Origin of the sequence: Vibrio wakamikoensis, from assembly GCF_050337275.1 — a bacterium.
Classification (GTDB): Bacteria; Pseudomonadota; Gammaproteobacteria; order Enterobacterales; family Vibrionaceae; genus Vibrio; species Vibrio chaetopteri.
On record NZ_JAKJST010000019.1, the window covers coordinates 1 to 25,778 of the forward strand.

Below are 25,778 nucleotides of genomic sequence, written 5' to 3' on the forward strand. Positions count from 1 at the left end.
TTTGGACATAAATGAGTTTCGGCAATTAGACTTTTAGTATCTAATGGATGGACTGAAATAAAGAAAAACCGCCTAACACTGCGCTCAAAATTCATGTTGAAGGTCAAATTACCCGTTACTCAAGGATGAGAAATGAAGAAACTAAATCTATTTGATACGCTCAATGCTGCCTCACTACTGCTCGTCTCTCCGGAATGGCCTAAAGTGAAAGCAGCTCAAAAGCGAGCGCAATCGTTTGAAAACCCTGTTGTCAATATACAACTGGAAATACGAAATATTGCTGGGCGAAAAATTCGCTTGGCAGAAGCAGGTCCCGTTGACGCACCAACAGTTGTTCTACTTAGCCCATTTCCGGCTAGTATCCTCAATTTTTCCGGTTCTTGGGAATCGCTCACTGCCAATTTCAGAGTAATCGCAATAGATTTACCCGGTTTTGGTGGCTCTGAAGGTGATCGTCATGATATGACGCCAACCGCACAAGGAAATCATCTCGCTGCAATCTTTGACGCTCTTGAACTGAACGACATTCACCTTGTCGCTCCTGATGTAGGAATGGCCTCTGCCCTTAGTTATGTGCTCGACCACGAACACAGATTAACCAGTATGGTGATAGGCCACAGTATAGGTAATCCCAACCCCGTAGAGCTTGGTTTTATGATCGATATGCTGGCCAAGTTTGGTTTCATGCGAGCCACTACCTCCCTACTAGGTGCAGGTCCACTGATTGCGTATTCTGCCAAGATTGGGGCTGTGCGGCATCAAGCCAACGCCGTTGAAATCGATGATTATAAGAGATCCTATGCGGGTAGGGCGCCTGAAGTAATACATTGGTTTAAAGATTTTCATGCAAAGTCAGAAGCAATTGCGGCACGCCTAAGTGAAATTCAGCTCCCAACATTAGTATTTTGGGGGGAATTAGATGTGCTATTTGATGTCAGTAATGCTGAACGTATCCATGCAGCACTACCGAAAAGTAAACTRCATATTCTTCCTGAAGCAGGTCACTTTTCATGGGCAGATCAACCGAAAATGTTCGCCTCAATGATTGATAGTTGGGTCGTTAGTGAGCACAAACAGATTGATGTTTCTGCTTGAATTTCCCAATTAACCTGTTGTTCTGGAGTAATAAGTGCCGATCCTTCAGATAAGGAAAAACATGAAGTTTAGCTTGTTGATGTTAACCTGTTTTGCCCTAATTGCTTGCAGCACTCAGGCAAACTATAACTCCGAAGCAAATTACCAGTCTGGCAAGTTCTACAACCCAGAGCAACAACCCAGTGAGGTTGGATTGTTTGACGCAATCAATTCCATCTACTTCAATAGTAGTGAGTACCCTCTTCCTTCTGAGCCTCTGCCCGTTAAGCCTATATTAATAAGCAACATGGAGGCGAGTACTGAACCTTCGATGGTCAAGTTGGGGCACTCCAGCGTCTTACTTCGCCTTGATGAAAAGTATATTTTGTTTGACCCAATGTTTTCTGAGCGCGCTTCACCTGTGAGCTGGGCTGGGCCTAAACGCTATACCCCGCCAGCACTTTCTTTAGACGCTCTTCCACAGCTCGATGCGATAGTGATCTCACACAACCACTTTGATCACCTAGATGAGCAGACTATAAAGGCTTTGATTGAACGTACAAGACATTACTATGTGCCGCTTGGCATTAAACCTCTAATGATTCAGTGGGGCGTACCTGCGGAAAAAGTAACCGAACTCGGTTGGTGGCAAGAAGCTCAACATGACAATACTCTTATCGTCGCTACGCCTTCACAACATTTTTCTGGCCGCTCACTCACCGATAGAAACGAAACACTGTGGGTGTCTTGGGTGATTATACATGACGATTTACGTTTATATTTTAGCGGTGACTCTGGCTACTTTTCGGGTTTTAAAGATATTGGTGACAAATACGGCCCTTTTGATGTGACGTTAATGGAAAACGGTGCTTACAATAGTTTATGGCAGTTTGTACACTTGTTCCCGAAACAGACTGTGCAAGCCCATCGCGATCTTCAGGGGCATTATTTAGTCCCAATACATAACACTACATTTAACTTAAGCAATCATGCGTGGTTTGAACCACTCGAGAAGATAGAACAAGAGGCACGGTCTCATCAGGTAGAGCTCGTCACTCCCATGTTCGGCGAAGTGATGACACTGAGTACGATGAATGAATTTACACAGCGTTGGTGGAAGGCGTATCTGCCGGGCACTCCATCTGCGCTGTAAGCTTTAAGAAATGCTTCAACGAGACCTATATGACAACAACACTAACCATCAAAAGCATTGCTAGCTCGTAAAGGGGCAAAGGTGCGCCAGAGCCTAATCGGCAAGGTTCTGAACAAAAGCCTCTTAGTTATACGAAACACTCTGCTTTCAATGCATTCGCTATCCTCACGAAAAGTGAGGATCTCCTACCGCGTGTTGGTGACTGAAAAACGTCGACTAGGTTACGTAAATCAGGTTGGTAACGCGCTGTGATTAGATTCCTGCCTGCGCAGGAATGACGGAATCTTTAGCTTTATGGTGCAACGCCTGACAACCCAGGCGTCTTTTTATTTGGATTCCAAAATCGCTTAAGCCAAAGCCCCCATGAAGTAAGGAATAATAAAGGCGTTCGCTAAGTCGATAAAGAACGCACAAACCAAAGGCACTACAATAAAGGCTTGGTGCGAGTTGCCGTACTTTTGTGCCACGGCTGACATGTTAGCCATTGCTGTTGGTGTCGAGCCTAGTGAAATACCACCAAAGCCTGAACAGATAACGGCTGCATCGTAGTTTTTACCCATCGCTGGGAAAATGATGAACAGGTTAACCAAAATCGCGACCACAAATTGTGCGCCGAGAATAGCAAATATCGGTCCTGCCAAATCTACTAGTGTCCAAAGCTGCATACTCATCAGTGACATCGCTAAGAACGCACCCAGAGACATGTCAGCAATCAATGCCACAGCCGGTTTGTTAGCAGGCCATTTTGTGCCAGTTATGCGTGGATAGTTGTGCGGGACAATGTTCGAAAGGATGATACCTGCAAACAGACAGGTCACGAACAGAGGCAGTTGTAGCCCAAGATACTCTACCCCTTCATTAAGGAACACACCGACAATAATACAGGTGTGAATGGCGAGCATGGCATCAAGGAAATCATAAGAGGTGATTTTTGGCTCTGGTTTGTTGTCAGCAACACCCACATCTAAGTGTTGTTCTTCAGCAGGCTTAAGGTCATAGCGTTTAATAAGGAACTTAGCGATTGGACCACCCATGATACTGGCCAGAATCAAACCAAAGGTCGCACTCGCAATACCAATTTCCATCGCTGTATTGAGGCCAAACTGCTCTTGAATTTTTGGTGCCCAAGCAATAGCAGTACCGTGGCCGCCGATCAAAGATACCGTACCACTGAGAAGACCCGCCACTGGCTCTAAGCCAAAGGCCGTTGCAACGGTTATACCCGTGACGTTTTGGAGCAACATGTAACCGACGGTGATAGCAAGCAAAATAATGAGCGGCTTACCGCCTTTCATCAGATCACCTAGGCTGGCGTTAATACCAATGGTGGTGAAAAAGTAAACCAAGAGCACGTCGCGAGCCATCAAATCAAAAGAGACTTCAAGCGACGTTGCCATGTGGAAGAGTGCGAACAAAACTGAGAAAACAATACCACCCGACACAGGCTCAGGGATACTAAACTCCTTTAGAAACCCCACAACCTGGTTAAGCCTGCGCCCCACAAACAAAACAATAATGCCCATGGTTACCGCTAAAAAAGAATCGATATGAATCACACCGTCTTCAATTATCATAGTACCTACATCCTGTAACAAAATAATAACTACAGGATGCCTGTATTCAGTATGCTATCCAACTCTTTTGTGGTGAATTTTTTATTTTGTTACATATAGTTGAGAAATTGCTCAAAGATTTTGCTTCGCTTTCAATTGCTCAATCACGTACGGGGGAGCCACCTTACCTAGTTCACCTAAACACGCCTCTGTTTTCGCGTTGTTATGACGAACGTACATATCGCACACCGCATAAAGCTGCTCTGGTGCACCCGAGATCAAATAGGCTTTTTCGAACGACTGAGTTGCTTTTGCTGCGTCAAACGGCTCTTGCAACACCCCATTTAAATACCAGTAGTAACTGTTGTCCGGAGCAAGATCTGTCGCCTTCTCTATAGCGCTCGCAGCTTCTGATTTATTCTCCATACGAACCAAAGTCAGCGCTTTCGCATATTGAAGCTGTGCTGAAGCATCGTCACGTTCGATTGCTTGGTTCAGTACATTTAGTGCCTGTTTATCGTTAGATTGGGCGCGATAGTTATCAGATAAGCTAAGTGATGCTTGTGTCGTCAGCTCCGGATCATCTATGAGTGCAAGATACTGCTGCTCTGCCTTCTCCCACTGCAATTGCCAACGATAAACGTCACCCAATAGTAATTGACTGCGCTTGCCTGATTGTCTTTCAAGGTATGCGGTCACTGTAGGATAAATCTTATCAATCGCCTGTTGCTGTTCGTTAGCCATGGTCGAGTAATCTGGCAATAAGTTAATTACCGCCGCTATTTGCACCGACTCTTCACCATCAGATAGTAAAGGGGATACTAGCTTCCATCGATACTCAAATTGATAAGGTTTTGCACCAACTATTGCTGCTTCCCTCACATCAGGATTACTGTCTTTCAAAGCACGCGTAACCGCCACCAACGCATTCTGATTGGGGTATTGGCTGAGTTCATGCAGTGCATCGACACGCGCTTCTGCGCTTTCTGCTTGGTTTTGTGCAACATAAGACAAACGTTGAATGCGCTGTTCGGTAGATTCTTGCGCAGAAGACACCGCCTGTGCGTTGGATTCTCCGATAGCGGTATTATTTGCAATTGCGTAATGGCTGAATGATGCCAGTAACAGGCCTGCCAGCGCCAAAGGTTTGATATTCATGATTCGCTCCTAAAATGGATACTGAGTGGCTTGTTAGAACTTTGAATTAAAGCCGGTTGCATTGGTCGTATTGGCGCTGTGCACAACACTTTGCATGGCCATCTTTCTTTGCTCAGCGACCGCTCGATCACTAAATTTGCCATGGGCTACTGGATTTCCCGTTGCTCGCAGTATGTACGCTAACGCTTTGTCTGCATGAGAGAAAAACTTTTTCCATCCCGCACACAGATAGTTCAAACCAGGCTCTCCATTTCGAGTTTTGATGAAGCGATTTTTTGGACACTCTCCGTAACAAGCGAACTGGTAGTCACATTGCTGACATTGGCTCGTCAATGTCCGAGATTTTGCAAAACCAAACTCTTGCTGGCCTTTGCTGTAAGCCATATTTTCTAGGCTATCGGTATTAATATTGCCAATCTTGTATTCTGGGTAGACATAGTGGTCACAGCTAAACACGTCTCCATTTGGCTCCATTGCCAACCCTTTTCCACACAGTGACCCTAAAGTGCACAGTGGATTTTTGCGCCCCATCCACGTCTCTACACTGGCTTCAAAGTACTGAACAAACACCTTACCAATGTCTTTCTGAACCCATTCGTCGAAAACTGCGATAAGAAAATTACCCCAAGCCTCATCCGACACACACCAAGGCTCCATAATAGAGTTTGCATTACCCGGTATAAGGCGTTTATCGCCTTGTGTTAACTGCTCACTCGATTGCCCTGCCTGAGGCGCATCGGTACGAAACGTCTTCTGTTCAACAATAGGAATGAACTGCATTTGTGGCGAACGAACTTCATCGCGCAAAAAGCGGTAAACCTCTAGAGGATTTTTGCTGGTTAGATTGTTCACACACGTTAACGTGGCAAAGCTCACTTTGTATTTATGTAATAACTCGACTGCCTGCATGACTTGTTTGTGAGTACCACGACCGGCACGATTGGTGCGATAAGCATCGTGCAGCATTTGTGGTCCATCAATGCTTAAGCCGACGAGGAAGTTGTACTTAGCTAAAAACTCACACCACTTGTCATCTAACAAGGTGCCGTTGGTTTGCAAGTCGTTGGAAATCTTCACACCTGGTGGCTGGTACTTCGCCTGTAGTTCGACGATTTTTTTGAAGTAGCTCAGACCAAGCATGGTCGGTTCACCACCCTGCCAAGTGAAAATGATCTCCGGGGTGTTCTGACCTTGAATGTAGTTTTTGATGTACTGCTCAAGCATGGCTTCATCCATCTCTGGTGAACAGCCTTTCTTATATTCAAGCAAATCTTGTTTGCTCAGATAGTAGCAGTAGTTACAGTCGATATTACACACAGCACCAATTGGCTTCGCCATCACGTGCATTCGCTTAGAGGGTCTTCCTTGAAATTGTGGTCCTTGAGTTAGCTGCATCGGTGACTCGGCGTTTGAAGAAGATGCCATTGGAGATGTGGTCGAGTTAGCGCTAAAAACCATAGAAATAAACCTTATATCGGATAACGAGCTTAGTGTATCCCAAGTGCAGAGAGGTGATTGTTATAGTGCATATAACCAAAAGGAAAGTGCGCTGAAGTTAATATTTAGAGGATACTTTTGACTGACAAGAGCAACGCACATGAACCATCACACAGAGGAAAAACAGGCATGGAATGCGACCAAACTATTCGTAGTCTTCGCTATCATCGCGCTACCTATCCTACTCTCTGGCTGCGCAACTAAGCCAGATCACCCTATCGCCCTCAAAATCAACCAAGACATGGTGCTAGTTGAGGGTGGTGAGTATGTGATGGGATCCGATGCTCCAGATGCCGCTAAGTCAGAGCGCCCAGCTCACACTGTAAAAGTGAACAGTTTCTACCTTTCCAAATTTGAAGTCACTCAAGAGCTATTTGAATACGTTATGGGTTCATCGATGAGCTTTTTTGCCGACCCTAACGTGCCTGTAAATAACCTAAGCTGGCAACAGGCCAATTACTTTGTCGAGCGTTTAAACGAACTGACAGGTGAAAACTATCGCCTACCTACAGAAGCAGAGTGGGAATTTGCTGCAAAAGGCGGAAACGAGTCTAAGGGCTACACCTATGCGGGTTCTAACAACATTGACGACGTCGCATGGTATGTCGGAAACGCAAACAATCGCGCTCATCCTGTAGGACTTAAACAACCAAACGAACTTGGCCTCTATGACATGACAGGTAACGTCGGCGAATTCGTTCAAGATGCCTTTGATGACGGCTTTTACCGTTTTTCTCCTGTCGATAATCCCAACAATGCCAAACACTCAGATTCTGGCTTGTCACATAAATCCGTTAGAGGTGGAAGCTTCTCCTATGACGCTGATGAATCAGAAAATTTCCGTCGTGACTTCGCAAGCCAATCTATAATTATGTCGGACATGGGATTACGTCTGGCAAAAGATCACTAACGTCTTGGCAAGGAACCTGTATGAAACATACCCTCAATATAACTTCCCATGTGACACGCGCACTCTTAGTGACGGCGTCACTTTCAGGTGGGCTTTTGCTACCCACAATCGCCCACGCAGAGGCTACCCAGCCCAAGCTAGTGGTTCAAATTACCGTTGATGGCCTGCGTGGCGATCTCATTGAGCGATACAAACATAACTTTGGCCAAGGTGGTTTTCGCTATCTAATGGACGAAGGGATCTACTACAAAAACGCCAACTATGAACACGCCAATACCGAAACCATCGTAGGCCATGTCTCCCTAGCAACGGGCGCGCCGCCTGCTGTGCATGGCATGGTGGGCAACGTTTGGTTCGATCGAACGCTTGACCGTCTGGTATATAATGTCGAGGACCCTAACTATACGATGCTAGCCACAGGGGCCGGTGTCGATAAAGCAACGGAAATCGACCCCACTCAAAAAGCCGCCGCCGGTGATGGACGCTCTCCAGACCCTATTTTGTCTACCACCTTTAGTGATGAGCTGACTATCTCCAACAATGGTCAATCTCGTGTTTTCTCGGTATCAATCAAAGATCGCGGGGCGATATCTTTAGCAGGCCACAGTGGCAAAGCTTTTTGGTTCTCAAAAGCACAGTCAGAGTTCGTCACCAGTAATTACTACTACGACAGCAATCCACAATGGCTAAATCGTTGGAATGAAAAAGCGATTCCTAACCGTTATTCAGGTCAACGGTGGGAGCTCTCTCTGCCTAAAGAAAGCTACTCTTTACAAGAACGAGCTAAAGACCACAAAGTCGACCTTGGTGGCTTTGCACGAACCTTCCCGCACCCATACGGACCTGCGTCATACAAGTACTACTCGACCATGCTAACGGTTAGCCCTGCGGGTGATGAGATCACGGCAGAATTTGCTAAAACGCTAATGGCACAAGAGAAACTGGGAACTGGCTCCGCAACCGACTTTTTAGCCATCAGCTTCTCTTCTAACGACTACGTGGTGCATTTGTATGGTGCCTCAAGTTTAGAGACTGAAGATAATTTAATTAGGCTCGATAAAACCTTAGCGGATCTGTTCAGCCATATCGACAATTCCGTAGGTCTAGACAATACGCTAATCGTACTTTCTGCTGATCATGGCGTACCAGAAGCTGCACCAACGCTAAATACATTAGGCTTTAAACAGCCGTTCTACTTCAATAAAGATGCCCTACTCACCAAAGAGTTGATGAGCAAGTTAAAGAGCGAGTTTGGATTGGGTGAAGAGGTCATTAAGCTTTACGCACAGCCATACATCTACCTAGATCACGACTTAATTGCCAAGAAAAACCTATCACTGAGTGACGTTCAGAAGCTCATCGCAGAAGAAGTGATGAAAGTGAAAGGTGTTGCCGCAGCGGTGACCAGTGAAGACATCGCGAACAATCGCGTAGCGGATTCTCGTGTGAATCAATTGATTCGCAATAACTATCACCCACTGCGCTCAGGCGATGTGTACATGGTGTTTGGCTCACGTACGTACATTAACGATATGGACGGACTCACCATTGCGTCAACGCATGGCTCACCTTGGCGATATGATACTCATGTGCCGGTTATCTTTGCGGGTAACAAACTGGAAGCTGAAACCATAAGCCGCCCGGTTACGCCTTATGATATCGCGCCTACGCTTTCTGGCTACTTAAACATCAGTGCGCCAAGCGGTGCAACCGGAAATATCCTCGAAGAGGTTGTCGATAACTAGCGTTCATTTAAAGGGGCGTTTGATTTAGATAAATCAAACGCCCCTTTCATTCTTTATACCCCTTAACTATTATGTCTACGAATCATTTAGTTAAGGCAGCAAATCCATGTCCATTACTCAGCAACTTAAACTGTTTGTCGATGTCGTCCAACAAGGCTCATTTGCCAAAGCCGCATCGTTAAACAATATGGACAACTCCTCACTATCCAAACAGATCAAGAAGCTCGAACAACACCTAGGTGTTCAATTACTTAATCGCTCAACACGTTCGTTTTCCCTGACCTCTGCTGGAGAGGATATTTTGGCAGAAGCCTATCAACTCATTGATACGCTCGATAACATTAAGAACATCGCGGACTCCTACCAATCTGAGCCGAAAGGCGTCATTCGTATCGTCTCTGCCATGTTCCTCGGCCAGCAATACATCCAACCTGTCGTAACGCGATTTATGCGTAAATATCCCAATGTTCAAGTTGTACTGCATTTAGACGACCGTCGTACCGACATCATTGCCGATCACTATGATGTGGCGATTCGGATGGGCAAACTTGATGACTCCAACCTCATTGCCCGAAAAATTGCTAATTCTAACTTTGCTGTAATAGCATCGAACTCGTTTATTGATTCTCACGGCAAACCCACAACACCAGAAGCACTGATTAACTTGCCCGCCATCATTTACAACAACGGCACAGTTTGTCTGGATACCTTTAAGATGAGTACAGAACCTAATGGCGGTGAACTTCGTTCGTTTAAAATGCAAGGCAACTACAAAGTCAGTGACGTACGCACCCTAATTGCGGCTGTGCGCGATGGTTTGGGTTACGCAGTGATTGATCTGTTCAACCTGGAGAAGCCCATTGATGAACTGGGGTTAGTTCCTCTGCTGACTGACCATACTCTGTCGACTCTTGATAAAGGTATCTACGCCCTCTATCCACATAGAAAGCAAACTCTTCTGGTCTCGGAGTTTATCAACGAGCTAAAACTGGCGATTGGTGAGCCGGCTATCTGGGAAAGTTATATTCCTGACTATCACTTGATGTACAAATAGGCCTGATGTTTCTTCATTAGAAAGAAGAAAAACATCAGGCCTATTGGAGACGGTTATACCCAGAACAATTATCAGACCGCTTGTTGCATTCGCTCTGCGCTTTTCCCTTGTTGTGCCATAACAAAGAAGTTGTCGATCCAGTGCAAAATAAGCGCTGAGTCTTGTGGCTGTTCTAGGTCAACATACGCTTGCTGATAGTGTTCTGGCGTGATGAGATGCTGACGCTTTTCCACCAGCTTCTGAGTAAAGGACACACTAAACTCCGGGTGCCCTTGAACCGTGAAGATATGATTATCTTTTACCAACATGAAGTTAGGACAAAACTCATTACCTGCAATCACCGTAAGCGCTTTAGGAACAATCGTTACTTGATCTTGATGGCTGACGAGAAGTCTTGCACTGTCTACCGACAGACTCATCCACTTCTTTTGCGCCTGCATCTGCACTTCATAGCTTCCTAGTCCCCAACCTTTATCGGACTTTTGCACCTTACCGCCTAGTGCTCTCGCGATCAGTTGATGACCAAAGCATATACCCACCAATGCCTTGCGCTGCGCTTCACAACGTACCACCCAATCCACCAGCATAAGTATCCACGGGTGATTATCATACGCGTTATGCACACTGCCAGTAATGATAAAGCCGTGACATTCATCCAGCGCTGGTAACACACCTTTGGTGGCATCGTAGTCTTGAAACGTAAAGTCACGATTGATCTCGACCAACGAGCCCTCAATCATGTCAGCGTATTGACCATAATCGGATAACGGTGGATCTACATGACCACAAGTAATAATCCCTATCTTCATTCATCACCTACTTCATTGTTGGCATTACAAATTCACTTTCACGTTGCCCTTTTGGCCATCGTGCTGTCACTGTCTTCATACGAGTATAGAAGCGAACACCATCATTGCCATGCACATTCAGTGGACCAAAAATAGAACGTTTCCAGCCACCAAAGCTGTGGAATGCCATTGGGACTGGAATAGGCACATTTACACCCACCATTCCGATCTCAACTTTTTCTGCAAAATCACGAGCTGTATCACCATCACGGGTAAAGATCGCGGTGCCATTACCAAACTCATGCTCATTAATAAGCTCTAGAGCGTGTTGATAATCCTTCGCTCGCACCACAGAGAGTACTGGACCAAAGATTTCTTCGTTGTAGATGGTCATATCTGCGGTAACGTTATCAAATAGTGTACCGCCTACGAAATAACCGGGAGCACCCGTATCGATATCTCTTCCATCGACAACCAGAGTCGCGCCTTGATCAACACCCGTTTGAATGTACTCACGTACCTTATTCATGTGTGGCTCACTGACTAAAGGCCCCATTTCGTTCTCTGGAGAAACGCCAAGCCCAGGACCGACTCGCAGTGCTTGGACCTTTTCTTTAAGAGCTGCAACCAACTTATCCGCCGCTTCATCGCCCACTGCAACCGCTACCGAAATTGCCATACAGCGCTCACCCGCCGCGCCATAGGCTGCGCCCATAATCGCGTTCGTTGCACCCTCAAGATCGGCATCCGGCATAACAACTAGATGATTTTTCGCACCGCCAAGTGCCTGAACGCGCTTACCATTAGCACTGCCTTTTGAGTAAATCGCTTCCGCTATTGGTGTCGAGCCTACGAAGCTTACAGCTGCAACGTCAGGCGCTTCCAGTAGCGCATCAACAACCTCTTTATCACCTTGGACAACATTGAATACGCCATCTGGCAAACCAGCTTCTTTTAGCAATTTTGCAAGCATTAGCGAAGCACTTGGATCTTTTTCCGAAGGCTTAAGAATAAAGCTATTACCGCAAGCAAGAGAGACAGGGATCATCCACAGCGGTACCATCACCGGGAAATTAAACGGCGTTATCCCAACACAAACACCCACAGGCTGCATCATGGAATAGCTATCAATTTCACGTCCAACATTTAGCGAGTGCTCGCCTTTAAGTAGGTGTGGAATACCACAAGCAAACTCGACTACTTCCAAACCGCGAGTGAGCTCCCCCAATGCATCGCTATGAACCTTGCCGTGCTCGGTCGAAATCAATGTTGCCAGCTCATCGGCATTGTCTTCCAATAGGGCTTTAAAGCGAAACATGACACGAGCACGCTGCAGTGGCGGAGTAGCTTGCCAATCAACTTGCGCTTTTTTCGCAACCTCGACGGCCGCCAAGGCTTCTTCTGCACTAGAAAGCTGAACTTGCCCTCTTAGCTCGCCATTAGCAGGGTTGAACAAATCGGCATTTCGCTGGCTACTACTTTCAACAATCTCGCCATTAATAAAGTTTGATACCAAAACTGACATAAGTTTTATTCCTTGTATTCAATATTTTGTAGAACATCGGCAATAAGCGTAAACAGATCATCAATATGCTGTTTTTCAATAATCAAGGGAGGTGACAGTGCAATGATGTCGCCCGTCACCCGAATCAGTGCGCCTTTCTCGAAACACTTAGTAAACACCTGGTAAGCTCGAGAACCGGGTTTACCTGCAATACCTTCGAGCTCAATGCCCGCGATTAATCCGTAATTACGTAGATCTTTCACATGAGGTAAGCCCTTCAGGCTATGTACCGCTTGCTGCCAGTAGTCAGCAAGATCCGCCGCTCGGGTATAGAGATTTTCATTACGATAGATATCCAAGGTTGCAAGACCCGCCGCCGCCGCGACTGGGTGACCTGAATAGGTGTAACCATGGAACAGTTCTATAGCTTGGCTGTCAGGAGCAACCATTGCTTGATAAATTTCATCGCTAACGAACACCGCTCCCATAGGGATAGCGCCGTTAGTCAGCCCTTTAGCCGTGGTAATAATGTCTGGCTTAACATCAAACTCTTGAGCAGCGAATGGGCTACCGATACGGCCAAAGCCAGTGATCACTTCATCAAAAATGAGCAAAATACCATGTTGGGTACAGATCTCGCGTAGTCGTTTTAAATAGCCTTTCGGCGGTAGAATCACTCCTGTGGATCCAGCAATCGGCTCTACGATGACAGCGGCAATATTGCTCGCATCATGCAAGGTAACGATGTTATTGAGACTCTCCGCCCAGCCCGGATCGTAATCGGGCAAACCGTGACTGAAGGCGCTGTTCTCGATACTTAATGTATGTGGTAAGTGGTCAACGCCAGTAAGCAAACTGCCGAACGCTTTGCGATTGTTAACAATGCCCCCAACGGAGATGCCACCAAATCCTACTCCGTGGTAGCCACGCTCTCGGCCAATTAAGCGAGTTCTAGTGCCTTGCCCAATCGCGCGCTGATAAGCTAGCGCAATTTTTAAAGCTGTATCAACAGACTCTGAACCCGAGTTTGTGAAAAACACTCGATTCAAGCCCGACGGGGCAATCTCTGCCAGTTGTTCTGCAAATTGAAACGGCAGCGGGTGCCCCATTTGAAACGTAGGTGCAAAGTCCAAATTATGAATTTGGCTTGCCACAGCTTCACTGATCTCATGTCGGCCATGCCCTGCGTTACAACACCAAAGTCCAGCAGTACCATCAAGGATCTTTCTTTTATCTTCTGAGGTGTAATACATCCCCTCAGCGGATACCAACATTCGCGGTGACGCTTTGAACTGCGAGTTTGCCGTAAAAGGCATCCAAAAAGCGTCTTTATTGGTTGATTGTTCGCTTACTAGCGAATCCATGCTCTTATTGTTCGTCCCATGCATAGTGCACCCCAACGGTCATAGTTGAACTGATCTTAGTTGAACTGTTTATAGTTGAATGAATAATTGTTTCTTTTACTAAACACCGCTAAACACCCATACCGCTTAATGTAAATGCAATGTTATTAAATATTAAACAAAATTGACTATAGAACGTTCTTTTGAGCGGTGCAATGATAAAATTATAAACATTTTCTGGTTTTTTGCGTTTAGTGCGCTAGGATTGTGTTTAGTTTACTAACCACCACGAGTCATCTAGGGAGCATTCATTTCATGGAAATGGAGATTGGACCAAGATTCAAAGCGCTACGAGAACGTGCGGGACTCTCACAAAGAGAGCTCGCAAAACGTGCAGGCGTCACCAACGGGTTTATTTCACAAATAGAAAGTAACGCAGTTAGCCCGTCTGTCGCTTCACTGAGTAAATTGCTCAGCAAGATCCCCTCTTCTATGGCGGAGTTTTTTGCCGTCGATGAGCCACAACCAGAGCAGTTCTTCACCCGACGTGCAGACCAGCCAGAAATTGGTCGCGGTAAAATCAGCTATCGCCAAATTGGCCATTATCACGAAGATCGCCACATCGGCATGCTAAGAGAAACGCTCTCTCCCGGTGCCGATACTGGTCAAGAGATGCTCAGTCACGAAGGACAAGAGTGTGGTGTTATCGTGCGAGGCGAGCTTGAGCTCACCGTTGAAGAACAAGTCACCCGTTTAGTCGAAGGCGACAGCTACTATTTTGATAGTGAGCGCCCTCACCGATTTAGAAACACCACTGATGTGGATTGCGTCATTATCAGTGCAAACTCACCGGCAAGCTTCTAACCAAAGGAATTAAGGAAGGATATTTATGGACAACATGACATGGCATGACAAGGCAGAGGCATTGAGTTTTCGAACTCAGGCATTCATCAATGGTGAATTTGTCAATTCGGCTTCCGGCGATACGTTTGAAATTATTAACCCAGCAACTGGGCATTTACTTGCCCACGTAGCTCGCTGCAGTGAGCAAGATGTTAATAGCGCAGTTGAAGCAGCGCGTGCGGCATTTGAAAGTCGCGTGTGGAGTGGTTTAGCACCTAGTGAAAGAAAAGCGATTTTGCTCAACTATGCCAAGCTGATCGATGAGCATAAAGAAGACTTCGCGCTACTCGAGTCGCTGGACATGGGCAAACCAATATCGGATGCAATGGGCTATGACGCTCCAGCAACCGCGCGCTGCATTCAATGGAACGCGGAAGCCATAGATAAGGTGTACGATGAAGTTGCTCCTGTTACTGAAGATGCACTAGCTCTAGTCACCAGAGAAGCACTAGGTGTAGTGGCTGCGATAGTGCCGTGGAACTTCCCAACTGTCATGGCAGCATGGAAAATTGGTCCAGCACTAGCCACTGGTAACTCGGTTATCGTGAAGCCGTCTGAGAAGTCTCCGTTGACTGCTATCCTTTTGGCCGATCTTGCCAAACAGGCCGGGATCCCAGCAGGCGTATTCCAAGTACTCCCAGGATTTGGGCACGAGGCGGGACAAGCGTTAGCCCTTCATAACGATGTTGATTGTATCACCTTTACTGGCTCCACCGCTGTCGGAAAAAAACTACTCTCCTTTGCCGGAGAATCAAATCTCAAACGCGCCTTTATGGAATGTGGCGGTAAAAGTCCCCATATTGTGCATTACGATGTCAAAGACATAGAAAAAGCAGCTGCTACCGCTGCGTCCGCTATTTGCTATAACCAAGGTGAGGTGTGTACTGCAGGCTCTCGTTTGCTCGTTCACTCTTCGATTAAAGACGAGTTTGTCGCACTACTATTGAAATACATGGAGAACTGGCAGCCTAATGACCCGCTTCTAGAAAATACCCGCGTTGGAGCAATTGTTGATGCCGCTCAGTACGAGCGCGTGCTTAGCTACATTGACATTGGTAAAAATGAAGGTGCGACGCTAGCATTTGGTGGTCAACCCACTATGACACAAACAGATGGCTACTTTATTCAGCCAGCTGTGTTTACCGACGTCACATCGGATATGAGGATCTTCCAAGAAGAAATTTTTGGTCCTGTTCTTTGTGTTACCACCTTCGACTCGATCGAAGAAGCGATCACCCTCGCCAATGACAGTGACTACGGCTTAGCGGCAGGAATCTGGACTTCAGATATTTCTACAGCGGTTCGCTGCTCTCGAGCTCTCCGTGCGGGTACCGTGTTCGTCAATAACTGGGATGGTGGCGATATGACCATGCCATTCGGTGGTTATAAACAAAGTGGCAATGGCCGTGATAAATCTCTTCACGCACTGCACAAGTACACCGAAATGAAGTCGACATGGATTGAGTTGGATTAGATCGTCACATTGTTTCGCATGAATCATCTAGGTGCTCAACTCTTTGAGCACCTTTTGGTTTACAAGGTTACATCTGTTGAAGTTGAGACATGATTTCGCCTACAGCAGGGATCACTGAAAACACCAATAACCCCGCCATAAAGTAGTTAAAGATAGCCATACCTTCGGCCGAATTAAGTACGCGCTTTAACAAAGAGCCAAATAGCAGCCAAACACCGACACACTTAATAATAAAGTGCAGACTAGGGAACAGCTCAAGCAGTTGTGCGAAACAAAAACCGACAAGCAATAGCATTAACACATTTAGGGCAAGTGGTAGCTGACTATTTGATAGGCTTACAGCCTAGCCAGTTGCGCTTTTCTATCTTTGTTTACCACGCAGAAGTTACCACGCTTGGTACGGCACTTAGAGCAGCGCTCGCACTCAACAGGCGCTCGGTCTCCCTCTTTCCACCTCTTAATGAGTTTCGGTTCAGAAAGTAATGGACGTGATAGTGCGAAGTATTGAATGTCTGTCGTATTGGCGAGTACTTCGATGGCACCAATGTCGGTTAAACCACCAACCGTTATAACGGGAATCGACACATCCTGACTTACGATATGCCCATACTCGTGGAAGTAGCCCTCTTCTTGAATAGTAAAGCCATCATGTTCTTCACCTATCATCGTATTGGCTTTTCCGTGGATATTGCCAGAGATCACAATGGCATCGACACCGACTTCGTCGAGCTTCTTGCACACTTTGCGGGTCTCTTCAAACGTGAGGCCCCCGTCAAAAAACTCAGTGGCAGTCAGCTTAACCAAAATCGGAAAATCACTACCCACCAGATTCCGGCATTCACGATATATCTCAAGCAAGAAACGCATGCGGTTTTCTAAACTACCACCATATTCATCATCCCGACGATTGTAATACGGGCTTAAGAACTGGTTAATAAGGTACGTGTGCGCTGCGTGAATTTCCACACCATCAAAGCCCGACTGTTTGGCTCTTAATGTCGCTTTCGCAAACGCAGCAACGATGTAATCAATATCTGATTTGGTCATCGCTGTACCTTGGGTTTGAGTCCCCATCTCAGGTACATCACTCGGTGCAAAGATAACGCGCTCGCCGACATTATAGGTCGTCTTGGTTCCGCCATACGCTAACTGCATAACGATTTTTGAGTCGTTGTCGTGAACCAAACTTGTCAGCTTTTGGTATTCTGGGATAAACGAATCGTTGTACATCCCCATCATACCGGCGTTCGGTTTTTCTTCTTCAACAATATTGGCATAACCAGTGACGATCAGGCCGACCTCACCTTGGGCTAATTCTTTATAAATGGAATACAACTTATCCGTCATGTGACCATCTTCCGTAGCCATGTTTTCCCAAGTCGCGCTTCTCATAAAGCGATTCTTAAGTGTCAATTTGCCAATACGGCTTTCTGTGAACAAGTGGCTCAAGTCCTATCCCCTCAAAGTATCGTTAAGCTTATTGCTGGAATAATGCAGCGAGGCGGGATAGTACAGGGAATGTGGGCGGGAAATATTAATCTAGATTAAGGAATTGACGCACTGAATGGTTAATTGTAGATGAACGTCCTTACGAAGTGTTCACTGCTACACGGCACGGAGAAACCATCGATTACTATACGTACTAAATAGTAGTTTCACAAACACTGTCCCATAATGGCAAACGAACATGCTATCGCGATAAACCATGAGATCGAACGCAGTGTGCTCTTATCAATTAAATAAAGGACGTGATAAATCACGCGAAACACAATATGCACTATTGCGAGTGTTTGCACGCTCTCAGTCACAGTGTCGGTGGCTACCGCTAGTAAGATAGCTATCCCAAATACCAATAGAGATTCAAAAGCATTCTGATGTGATGCTAGTGCTCGCGCACCAAAGCCTTCTAAACGAGATTGCTGTTCTCTGGGGTGGTTATTGTCGTATCCACCCTCTTTTGCCATCGCGATCGCCAATGGGATTTTGACTAGGTAGGGAAGAAATGAGGCAAAAATTAAACAAAGAATGAGTACCGTCACGTGAATGTCCTTATTCGTGGGTATTAGGCTGAACTACTTAACGCCATTATTCGCGATTAGAACGTCGGGGGAGTCGCTGCACTTATCAATTCACACTCAACTTTACCCCTATTACGAAAACGGTGCGGCTTTCGAGTTTCGAAGTAGTAAGAATCGCCAGCTTTGAGGACACGGGTTTGACTGCCAACGGTAATTTCGATTTCACCACGGATGACAACGCCGCCTTCCTCTCCTTCATGCTGCATGAAGTCGGTACCGGTGTCGGAACCGGGTGGGTAGATTTCGCGGAGGATAGCAAGTTCTCTTCCTTCTCGTTTGGCACCGACAAGCAGCATTTTGATGGTGCCGTCGCCTAAGTCTGCCATTTGATCGGCATTGAAGAAGATCTCATCTTTGGGTTCCACGTCTAGAGTGAAGAACTCACCCATAGAGATTGGAATAGCGTCGAGAATCTTTTTGAGTGAACCCACTGAAGGGTTCACCAAATTTTGCTCAATTTGAGAGATCATGGAGTTGGTAACACCGCTTCGCTTTGCTAGCTCTCGCTGCGATAGGCCGCGCATTGTACGAATGGTTTTTAGCTGTTTCCCTACATCCATGAATCTCTCTCCAAATTGATTTAATTATCAGCTAGTTAATTCCGTTTACTGCTGACTCATCTTCATTTCTAGCAGCCTACGCTTTTCTGCCTTTGCCATCAACCACCACGCGATAAATGTGGCACATGAAACCGCTAGTATCGTGAGCGTCGCCAGTGCATTGATCTTAGGGCTCACCCCAAGTCTGACGCTGGAGAACACCACCATAGGTAAAGTCGTTGCACTTGGCCCTGACACAAAACTCGCAATCACGAGATCGTCTAAAGACAAGGTAAACGCCAGCAACCAACCCGCCAAAATTGCCGGTGCAATAGAAGGTAGCGTAATTTGAAAGAACACCTTCCAAGGCGGTGCACCTAAGTCCATCGCGGCCTCTTCAATTGAGCGGTCGACTTCTTGAAGCCGTGAGCTAACAACTACCGTGACATAAGCAGTGCAAAACGTCACATGGGCTATCCAGATGGTCATCATGCCGCGTTGGCTGAAGATATCGAACACCTGCCCCATTGCAATAAACAAAAGCAACAATGACAAACCAGTAATCACTTCTGGCATCACCAAAGGCGCGGTAATCATAAACGCAAAGCCCGTCTCTCCTTTGAACTTTCCAAACCGGTTAAGGACAAAGGCGGCAATGATGCCTAGAACCACAGCAGCACTTGCCGATAGGAACCCAATAATCAGACTGAGCTTCACACCACCCATTAATAAGTCATCTTCAAGCAGCTCAAAATACCATTTGAATGAAAATCCAGACCAAACCGTTACCAAGCGGTTCTCGTTAAACGAGTAGATGATCAGAATCAGAATTGGTAGATAAAGGAACGCAAAGCCCACGCCCAATATCACCCATTTAAGTTTGCTGTTGTAAACTGGGATGTCGTTCATCCTTGAGCCTCCAATTCACGTTTTTGATAGCGGTGGAACCATAGAATTGGCAGCATCAGAATAAGCAGCATCACTATGGCGACGGCGGATGCCACAGGCCAGTCTCGGTTGTTGAAGAACTCTTGCCACAAGACCTTACCGATTAGAACGGTATCGGGCCCACCGAGCAACTCTGGGATAACAAATTCACCTACGGCTGGAATAAACACCAGCATAGAGCCTGCGATGATGCCCGCTCGTGTCAGTGGAACCAGCACGGTAAACAGCGTTGTCATTGGTTTAGCGCCCAAGTCGCTCGCGGCTTCAAGTAGCGAATAATCGACTCGCATTAGCGCTGTGTACAGCGGCAACACCATAAACGGCAAGTAGGTGTAGATAATGCCAATATAAACAGCCGTATCTGTGTGAAGGATTTGCAATGGCTCGTCAATAACGCCAGACATCAGCAAGACATTATTAAGCAGTCCGTTATTTTTTAGGATACCTATCCATGCGTAGACTCGGATCAGGAAGCTCGTCCACGAAGGTAGGATAATGAGCATCAAAAGCACATTACGAGTACTTGGCGTAGAGTGAACAATTGCCCACGCAATCGGAAAACCAATGATAAGACACAACGACGTCGAGACAAAGGCGATACGAATCGACTGAATATAAGAAGACGCATAGAGATCATCTTCAATCAGGTACTGGTAGTTCCCTATATTGAGCAGTAATTGCAGCTGTTGCTCAGCATAACTCAGTAGCTCTGAATAAGGCGGGATGGCGATCTGTGCTTCTGCAAAACTGATCTTAAATACGATAAGAAACGGCAGCAGAAAGAACAGTAGGAGCCAACCGTATGGTACGGCGAGTAGTAGACACTTAGGTGTCGGTACAATGCTCCAAATATTAAGTTTGGCTGGTTTCTTCATATCTTGAGTACCACACAACTTTCCTTGTCCCAGCAAAGATTGACTCTTTGCTCCCATGTAGGCATTCCTTTCCTAACGCGACTGGTATTTTGCAATGTTGCGGTCACCAGTTTACCGGAGTCGAGTCTGACGTGATAAATCGACTGGTTGCCCATGTAAGCAATATCTTCAACAATGCCACTGCAATGATTTGGCGACGGATTCATAGGGTCGCACAGTGTGATTTTCTCAGGCCTAACAGCAATCGACACTGAAATACCTGGCGCACCAGAGATACCGTGACTGATGGAGATAGGGTTGCCCATATCGGGAGTGCGAACGGTTGAATGGTCGGCTTCATTGGTTTCAAGCACGCCTTCAAAGATGTTGACCGAACCAATAAATTTCGCGGCAAATTTGGAGTTCGGGTGCTCGTAAATCGACTCTGGCGAACCAATCTGTACGAACTGCCCTTTGTTCATAATGGCGATGCGGGTTGCCATAGTCATGGCTTCTTCTTGGTCGTGGGTTACCATTACACAGGTTACGCCGACACTTTCTAGGATATCGACCACCTCAAGCTGCATCTTTTCTCTAAGGTTTTTATCCAGTGCACCCATTGGCTCATCGAGTAGCAATAGTTTTGGTTTTTTGGCTAGACTTCTTGCCAACGCGACACGTTGTCTTTGTCCACCTGATAGTTGATGCGGCTTACGCTTGGCAAAATCCGTCATTCGTACCAACTCGAGCATGTGCTTCACTGTCGCGTCGATCTCTTTGCTTGGCATGCCGTCTTGCTTCAGACCAAAGGCGATGTTCTTCTCCACCGTCATGTGTGGGAATAGCGCGTACGATTGGAACATCATGTTCACTGGTCGTTTGTAAGGCGGAATGTCTGCCAGATCTTCACCATCTAGGATAATTTGGCCGGCGCTCGGCTGTTCAAACCCTGCCAACACACGCAATAGCGTCGATTTACCGCAACCAGAAGCACCCAATAGCGCGAATAGCTCACCTTGATTGATGGTGAGATCGATGTTGTCCACGACAACGTGACCGTCGAAATCCTTGGTCAGACCTCGAATTTCCAATAGTGGTTTTGGTGGCACTGGGGCAACGTGTTGATGGTTAAGCTCTGTGTCGAGTGACATCACTGTCATGGTAGTCTCCAAGCAAACGGGGCGACCCAAGTTGGGTCGCCAAAATTGACTTATCAGTTTTTAAGGAAGTCGGTCCAAGCGCGAGTCATGGCACGAGATGTTTTGTGTGGCAACATCTTCGAGCTATATAGCTTCGCTTGCGCTTCTTCTGTTGGGTAAATTCCTGGATCGTCTAGAATTTCTGCGTCAATAAACTCACGCGATGGTGGGTTCGGGTTCGCATACCAAACATAGTTACTGATCTCAGCAATCACTTCTGGACGAAGTAGATAGTTGATAAACAAGTGAGCATTCTCTGGGTGCTTCGCCTCCTTTGGAATCGCCATTAGGTCGAACCAAGCCAAAGCGCCCTCTTTAGGAATCGAGTACGCGACTTCTACACCATTGTCCGCCTCAGCAGCGCGATCAGCCGCTTGAAGAACGTCACCAGACCAACCGATCGCTACACAGATATCACCGTTTGCTAGGTCATTGATGTATTGCGATGAATGGAAGTACGTCACGTATGGACGAACTTCTTTAAGCAACGCCAATGCGTCTTTCTTGTAGTCATTTGGATCGGCACTGTTTGGATCCTTGCCGATATAATTCAGCGCAGCCGCCATGATTTCGGTTGGCGCATTCAAGAAGCCAACACCACATTTACTGAGCTTTTCCATGTTCTCTGGCTTGAACACGAGATCCCAGCTGTCGACAGGCGCATCTTCGCCAAGTACTGCTTTCACTTTCTCAACGTTGTAACCGATGCCCGTCGTACCCCATAGGTAAGGGACTGAATAGTCGTTACCTGGATCAACGGTGTCCGCAAGAATACCCATCAGTTTAGGATCAAGGTTCTGATAGTTGGTCAGCTTAGACTTATCGAGTTTTTGGAAAGCCCCCGCTTTCGCCTGACGACCTAAGAAGTCGTTACTCGGTACAACAAGGTCAAAACCTGTATTGCCCGACAAGATCTTCGCTTCTAACACTTCGTTTGAATCGAATACGTCATACACAACTTTGATGCCGGTTTCCGCTTCAAACTTCGCTATGGTGTCTTCTGCAATGTAATCTGACCAATTGTAAATGTTGAGGACTTTTTCCTCAGCAGCAAAAGATGTCATTGAGGTAAGCCCCATTGTCATCCCTAACGCCACACCAAAGTATGCTTTTGCTTTCTCCATTTGGATCTCCGTTTCCTGTTTGCTCTTTGGTTAATACCTTTATTGTGCTTTTCTAGGTATTGGGTAGTCTCGTCGGCTACTGCGAAACGTCGGCGAGTGTTTTGTCGAGTGCGAGTTTTGCTTTTTCGATGAATTCATCGATCTCGTCTCGGGTAATAATTAACGGTGGCGAACAAATCATGGTGTCCCCTACCGCTCGAAGAACGACACCTGAGTTAAAACAGTTCTCACGACAGCGCGTCCCTACATCGAGGTCTTTGTGATATCGCTCATTGGTTTGTTTATCTTTGACCAGCTCAATCGCACCAACCAGACCTTTGGTTCTTGCTTCACCGACCATTGGATGCTCTAAAAGCTCACTCCAACGAGACGCAAAGTAAGGCGCGGTATCTTCGCGAAGTTGGTTGATGATATTGCGGTTCTGCATCTCCTTGATATTGGCAATGGCAACCGCACAGGCAGCTGGGTGACCTGAGTAGGTAAACCCGTGGGCAAACTCAGTGTCTGCATCCGTCAACACCTTTGCAACGTGGTCTCGCACCATCACACCACCAAGTGGCAGATAGCCCGAAGTAATACCTTTTGCCATACACATGAGGTCTGGTTTGATGTTGTAAGTTTGGCTTGCAAACCACTCACCTGTTCGTCCGAAACCACAGATCACTTCATCAGCAATCAGAAGAATTTCATACTTATCACAGATACGTTGAATTTCTGGCCAGTAGCTGTCTGGTGGGATAATCACGCCACCAGCACCTTGGATAGGCTCAGCGATAAATGCAGCGACATTCTCTTCGCCAAGTTCAAGGATCTTCGCTTCAAGCTGACGTGCTCGCTCCAAGCCAAACTCGTCAGCATCCATCCCTTGACCTTCACCGAAGTGATACGGCTGATCAATATGGGTAATATTTGGCAATGGCAAACCACCTTGCGCATGCATAAACGCCATACCACCCAGGCTTGCGCCCGCCATCGTACTGCCGTGGTAGGCATTCTTACGGCTAATGATGGTTTGTTTGTTTAGCTTACCTAAGCTTGTCCAATAGTGGCGAACCATGCGAACAACGGTGTCGTTACACTCAGAGCCTGACCCGGTAAAGAACACATGATTCATCCCTTCTGGTGCTACTTCAGCAAGCAGCGTCGAAAGCTCAACAGCAGGTGGATGAGTAGTCTGGAAAAACAGATTGTAGTAAGGCAACTCTTTTAACTGATTCGTCGCCGCTTCAATAAGAGGCTCACAGTTGTAGCCCATATTCACGCACCAAAGCCCCGCCATTCCATCTAAGATTTTGTTGTCGTGTTCATCATAGATGTAGATGCCTTCTGCACGAGTAATGACTCGTGACCCTTTGTCATTTAGTGCTTTGAAGTTAGTAAATGGATGCAAGCAGTGTGCGCTGTCTTGCTCTGTCCATTTTGATCCGTTTTGTACTGACATAAATTAATTTCCATTTCCTGCTGTTTAATTAATGCTCTTTTCGATAGCTTTGCCTTAGTTACACGTTTAAAAGTAAGAATTCTCGCTCCCAAGAACTGATGACTTGGAAGAAGGTCTTGTACTCCTTGCGTTTGATTGCCACATAAGCCGATACAAATCGATCGCCTAAGATTTCTCGTAGTTCATCACTGTTCTCAAGCAGAACAAGCGCATCTTCTAGATTGTGAGGAAGCGAGTATGGTTCGGTTGTCATATCGCCTGTACTCTTTTCCGTTGGTGTGAGTTTTTCTTTCATACCAAGGTAACCACACGCTAAGGTCAGAGCCATTGCTAGATATGGGTTAGCATCTGCGCCCGCGTAGCGGTTTTCTAAACGCCTTGAATCACGATCAGACACTGGTACACGAAGGCCAACGGTACGGTTGTCTTCACCCCAAGCCACATTGGTTGGTGCTGAATCACCGAATACCAAACGGCGGTAGGAGTTCACGTTTGGAGCAAAGAACGCAATCGCCGCTGGCGTATATTTCTGCATGCCGCCGATGTAATTCAAAAACAGTTCGCTGTTTGAACCATCTTCGTTTGCGAATAGGTTTTTGCCTTTACCATCAACCAAGCTTTGATGGATGTGCATTGCACTACCCGGTTCGTCTTCCATTGGTTTTGCCATAAAGGTCGCGTAAACATCGTGTCTTAATGCCGCTTCACGCACTGTACGTTTAAATAGGAAAACTTGATCCGCTCTGTCTAGTGGCTCGCCGTGGTCAAAGTTAAGCTCCATCTGCGCTGCGCCAGACTCATGAACTAAAGTATCTACATCCAAACCCTGCGCTTCGCAGTAGTCGTACATGTCTTCGAAAATAGGGTCGAACTCGTTAACCGCATCGATACTGAATGACTGCCTCGCTGTTTCCGGGCGACCATTGCGACCAATTGGCGGCTCAAGTGGGTAATCCCAATCAAGGTTTTTCTGAACTAAGAAAAACTCCAGCTCTGGCGCGACAACTGGGTGCCAGCCTTCTTTCTCGTAAAGACTTAACACACGACGCAATACCGCTCGCGGAGAGATATCGACTGGGTTTCCTTCTACGGTGTAGCAGTCATGAATCACCTGTGCCGTAGGCTCTTTAGTCCAAGGCACAAATCGAATCGTGTTTTGGTCGGGCTCCAGTGTCATGTCCTTCTCGGTCAGGTCGATCATACTTTCATCGTCTGGCCAATCGCCGGTTACGGTCTGGAAAAAAACCACTTCGGGAAGACGCATGCCCCCTTCTCGAAGGAATTTTTTCGCTGGCATGATTTTGCCTCGAGCGTTACCCGTGATATCCGGGATCAAACACTCAACTTCAGTAATACGGTTCTCTTCTATCCATTTCCTAATCGTTTCCATAAATCCTTCTTTTCGTTACTCGCTCAACGAATTTATCAATAAGCTCCCA

The 25,778-nt window shown here is 46.5% G+C and carries 23 protein-coding genes; 7 read left to right on the plus strand and 16 right to left on the minus strand.

Going from position 1 to position 25,778, the window contains the following annotated elements:
- Positions 1 to 132: 132 nt before the first annotated feature.
- Together L4C42_RS10495 and L4C42_RS10500 are read left to right on the plus strand one after the other, a co-directional pair.
- Positions 133 to 1,095 (plus strand): alpha/beta fold hydrolase, encoded by a 963-nt coding sequence (locus L4C42_RS10495; RefSeq protein ID WP_353498310.1) that lies wholly within the window; start codon positions 133 to 135, stop codon positions 1,093 to 1,095.
- Positions 1,096 to 1,156: 61 nt separating this feature from the next.
- Complete coding sequence (locus L4C42_RS10500) at positions 1,157 to 2,227, plus strand: MBL fold metallo-hydrolase (protein ID WP_418641594.1); 1,071 nt, start codon at positions 1,157 to 1,159, stop codon at positions 2,225 to 2,227.
- Positions 2,228 to 2,574: 347 nt separating this feature from the next.
- Here the strand turns inward: L4C42_RS10500 and gltS are convergent, their stop codons facing one another.
- The 3 genes from gltS to L4C42_RS10515 all read right to left on the minus strand — a co-directional run bounded on the left by gltS (position 2,575) and on the right by L4C42_RS10515 (position 6,333).
- The gene (gltS, locus tag L4C42_RS10505; RefSeq protein WP_353499456.1) at positions 2,575 to 3,801 is read right to left on the minus strand and encodes a sodium/glutamate symporter; all 1,227 of its coding nucleotides are present in this window, start codon (positions 3,799 to 3,801) and stop codon (positions 2,575 to 2,577) included.
- A gap of 111 nt (positions 3,802 to 3,912) precedes the next feature.
- Positions 3,913 to 4,938: a tetratricopeptide repeat protein gene (locus L4C42_RS10510; RefSeq protein WP_429760428.1), complete on the minus strand. Its 1,026-nt coding sequence runs from the start codon at positions 4,936 to 4,938 to the stop codon at positions 3,913 to 3,915.
- Positions 4,939 to 4,971: 33 nt separating this feature from the next.
- Positions 4,972 to 6,333: an anaerobic sulfatase maturase gene (locus tag L4C42_RS10515; RefSeq protein ID WP_353500210.1), complete on the minus strand. Its 1,362-nt coding sequence runs from the start codon at positions 6,331 to 6,333 to the stop codon at positions 4,972 to 4,974.
- 202 nt (positions 6,334 to 6,535) lie between these two features.
- On the opposite strand from L4C42_RS10515, the gene L4C42_RS10520 reads away from it, so the two are divergent.
- The 3 genes from L4C42_RS10520 (at position 6,536) to L4C42_RS10530 (ending at position 10,144) form a co-directional block, all read left to right on the plus strand.
- Entirely contained in the window at positions 6,536 to 7,345 is an 810-nt protein-coding gene (locus L4C42_RS10520; protein ID WP_353499458.1) for a formylglycine-generating enzyme family protein, read from the plus strand.
- A gap of 20 nt (positions 7,346 to 7,365) precedes the next feature.
- A complete protein-coding gene (locus tag L4C42_RS10525) occupies positions 7,366 to 9,090 on the plus strand; it encodes an alkaline phosphatase family protein (protein WP_353499459.1) in 1,725 nt (574 codons plus the stop codon).
- A 106-nt stretch (positions 9,091 to 9,196) separates the two neighbouring features.
- A complete protein-coding gene (locus L4C42_RS10530; RefSeq protein ID WP_353499460.1) occupies positions 9,197 to 10,144 on the plus strand; it encodes a LysR family transcriptional regulator in 948 nt (315 codons plus the stop codon).
- A gap of 71 nt (positions 10,145 to 10,215) precedes the next feature.
- Here the strand turns inward: L4C42_RS10530 and L4C42_RS10535 are convergent, their stop codons facing one another.
- From L4C42_RS10535 to aptA, 3 genes are read right to left on the minus strand one after another with little or no spacing between them, the layout of a single operon-like run.
- On the minus strand, positions 10,216 to 10,953 hold the full coding sequence (locus L4C42_RS10535) for a glutamine amidotransferase-related protein (protein ID WP_353499461.1): 738 nt from the start codon (positions 10,951 to 10,953) through the stop codon (positions 10,216 to 10,218).
- A 7-nt stretch (positions 10,954 to 10,960) separates the two neighbouring features.
- The gene (locus tag L4C42_RS10540) at positions 10,961 to 12,457 is read right to left on the minus strand and encodes a CoA-acylating methylmalonate-semialdehyde dehydrogenase (protein WP_353499462.1); all 1,497 of its coding nucleotides are present in this window, start codon (positions 12,455 to 12,457) and stop codon (positions 10,961 to 10,963) included.
- A gap of 5 nt (positions 12,458 to 12,462) precedes the next feature.
- On the minus strand, positions 12,463 to 13,800 hold the full coding sequence (aptA, locus tag L4C42_RS10545) for an omega-aminotransferase AptA (RefSeq protein ID WP_353499463.1): 1,338 nt from the start codon (positions 13,798 to 13,800) through the stop codon (positions 12,463 to 12,465).
- 294 nt (positions 13,801 to 14,094) lie between these two features.
- On the opposite strand from aptA, the gene L4C42_RS10550 reads away from it, so the two are divergent.
- Positions 14,095 to 14,643 (plus strand): cupin domain-containing protein, encoded by a 549-nt coding sequence (locus L4C42_RS10550; protein WP_429760431.1) that lies wholly within the window; start codon positions 14,095 to 14,097, stop codon positions 14,641 to 14,643.
- Positions 14,644 to 14,668: 25 nt separating this feature from the next.
- Positions 14,669 to 16,156: an aldehyde dehydrogenase gene (locus tag L4C42_RS10555; protein WP_429760433.1), complete on the plus strand. Its 1,488-nt coding sequence runs from the start codon at positions 14,669 to 14,671 to the stop codon at positions 16,154 to 16,156.
- A gap of 67 nt (positions 16,157 to 16,223) precedes the next feature.
- On the opposite strand, the gene L4C42_RS10560 is transcribed toward L4C42_RS10555, so the two are convergent.
- The 10 genes from L4C42_RS10560 to L4C42_RS10605 all read right to left on the minus strand — a co-directional run bounded on the left by L4C42_RS10560 (position 16,224) and on the right by L4C42_RS10605 (position 25,729).
- Positions 16,224 to 16,451 (minus strand): hypothetical protein, encoded by a 228-nt coding sequence (locus L4C42_RS10560; protein ID WP_353499465.1) that lies wholly within the window; start codon positions 16,449 to 16,451, stop codon positions 16,224 to 16,226.
- A 41-nt stretch (positions 16,452 to 16,492) separates the two neighbouring features.
- Positions 16,493 to 17,605: an NADH:flavin oxidoreductase gene (locus L4C42_RS10565; protein ID WP_353499466.1), complete on the minus strand. Its 1,113-nt coding sequence runs from the start codon at positions 17,603 to 17,605 to the stop codon at positions 16,493 to 16,495.
- Between the two features lie 206 nt (positions 17,606 to 17,811).
- Entirely contained in the window at positions 17,812 to 18,195 is a 384-nt protein-coding gene (locus L4C42_RS10570) for an MAPEG family protein (RefSeq protein WP_353499467.1), read from the minus strand.
- A 56-nt stretch (positions 18,196 to 18,251) separates the two neighbouring features.
- A complete protein-coding gene (locus L4C42_RS10575; protein WP_353499468.1) occupies positions 18,252 to 18,794 on the minus strand; it encodes a cupin domain-containing protein in 543 nt (180 codons plus the stop codon).
- Positions 18,795 to 18,839: 45 nt separating this feature from the next.
- Entirely contained in the window at positions 18,840 to 19,682 is an 843-nt protein-coding gene (locus tag L4C42_RS10580) for an ABC transporter permease subunit (RefSeq protein WP_353499469.1), read from the minus strand.
- A complete protein-coding gene (potH, locus tag L4C42_RS10585; protein ID WP_418642911.1) occupies positions 19,679 to 20,596 on the minus strand; it encodes a putrescine ABC transporter permease PotH in 918 nt (305 codons plus the stop codon). The genes L4C42_RS10580 and potH overlap by 4 nt, the downstream gene beginning before the upstream one ends.
- Positions 20,593 to 21,735: a putrescine ABC transporter ATP-binding subunit PotG gene (potG, locus tag L4C42_RS10590; RefSeq protein ID WP_353499471.1), complete on the minus strand. Its 1,143-nt coding sequence runs from the start codon at positions 21,733 to 21,735 to the stop codon at positions 20,593 to 20,595. Before potG ends, potH begins: the two co-directional genes overlap by 4 nt.
- 53 nt (positions 21,736 to 21,788) lie before the next feature.
- Positions 21,789 to 22,898 carry an extracellular solute-binding protein gene (locus tag L4C42_RS10595; protein WP_353499472.1) on the minus strand — a complete coding sequence of 370 codons (1,110 nt, stop codon included), beginning with the start codon at positions 22,896 to 22,898 and terminating at the stop codon, positions 21,789 to 21,791.
- Between the two features lie 76 nt (positions 22,899 to 22,974).
- Entirely contained in the window at positions 22,975 to 24,339 is a 1,365-nt protein-coding gene (locus L4C42_RS10600; protein WP_353499473.1) for an aspartate aminotransferase family protein, read from the minus strand.
- 58 nt (positions 24,340 to 24,397) lie between these two features.
- On the minus strand, positions 24,398 to 25,729 hold the full coding sequence (locus L4C42_RS10605) for a glutamine synthetase family protein (protein ID WP_353499474.1): 1,332 nt from the start codon (positions 25,727 to 25,729) through the stop codon (positions 24,398 to 24,400).
- Positions 25,730 to 25,778: the final 49 nt, after the last annotated feature.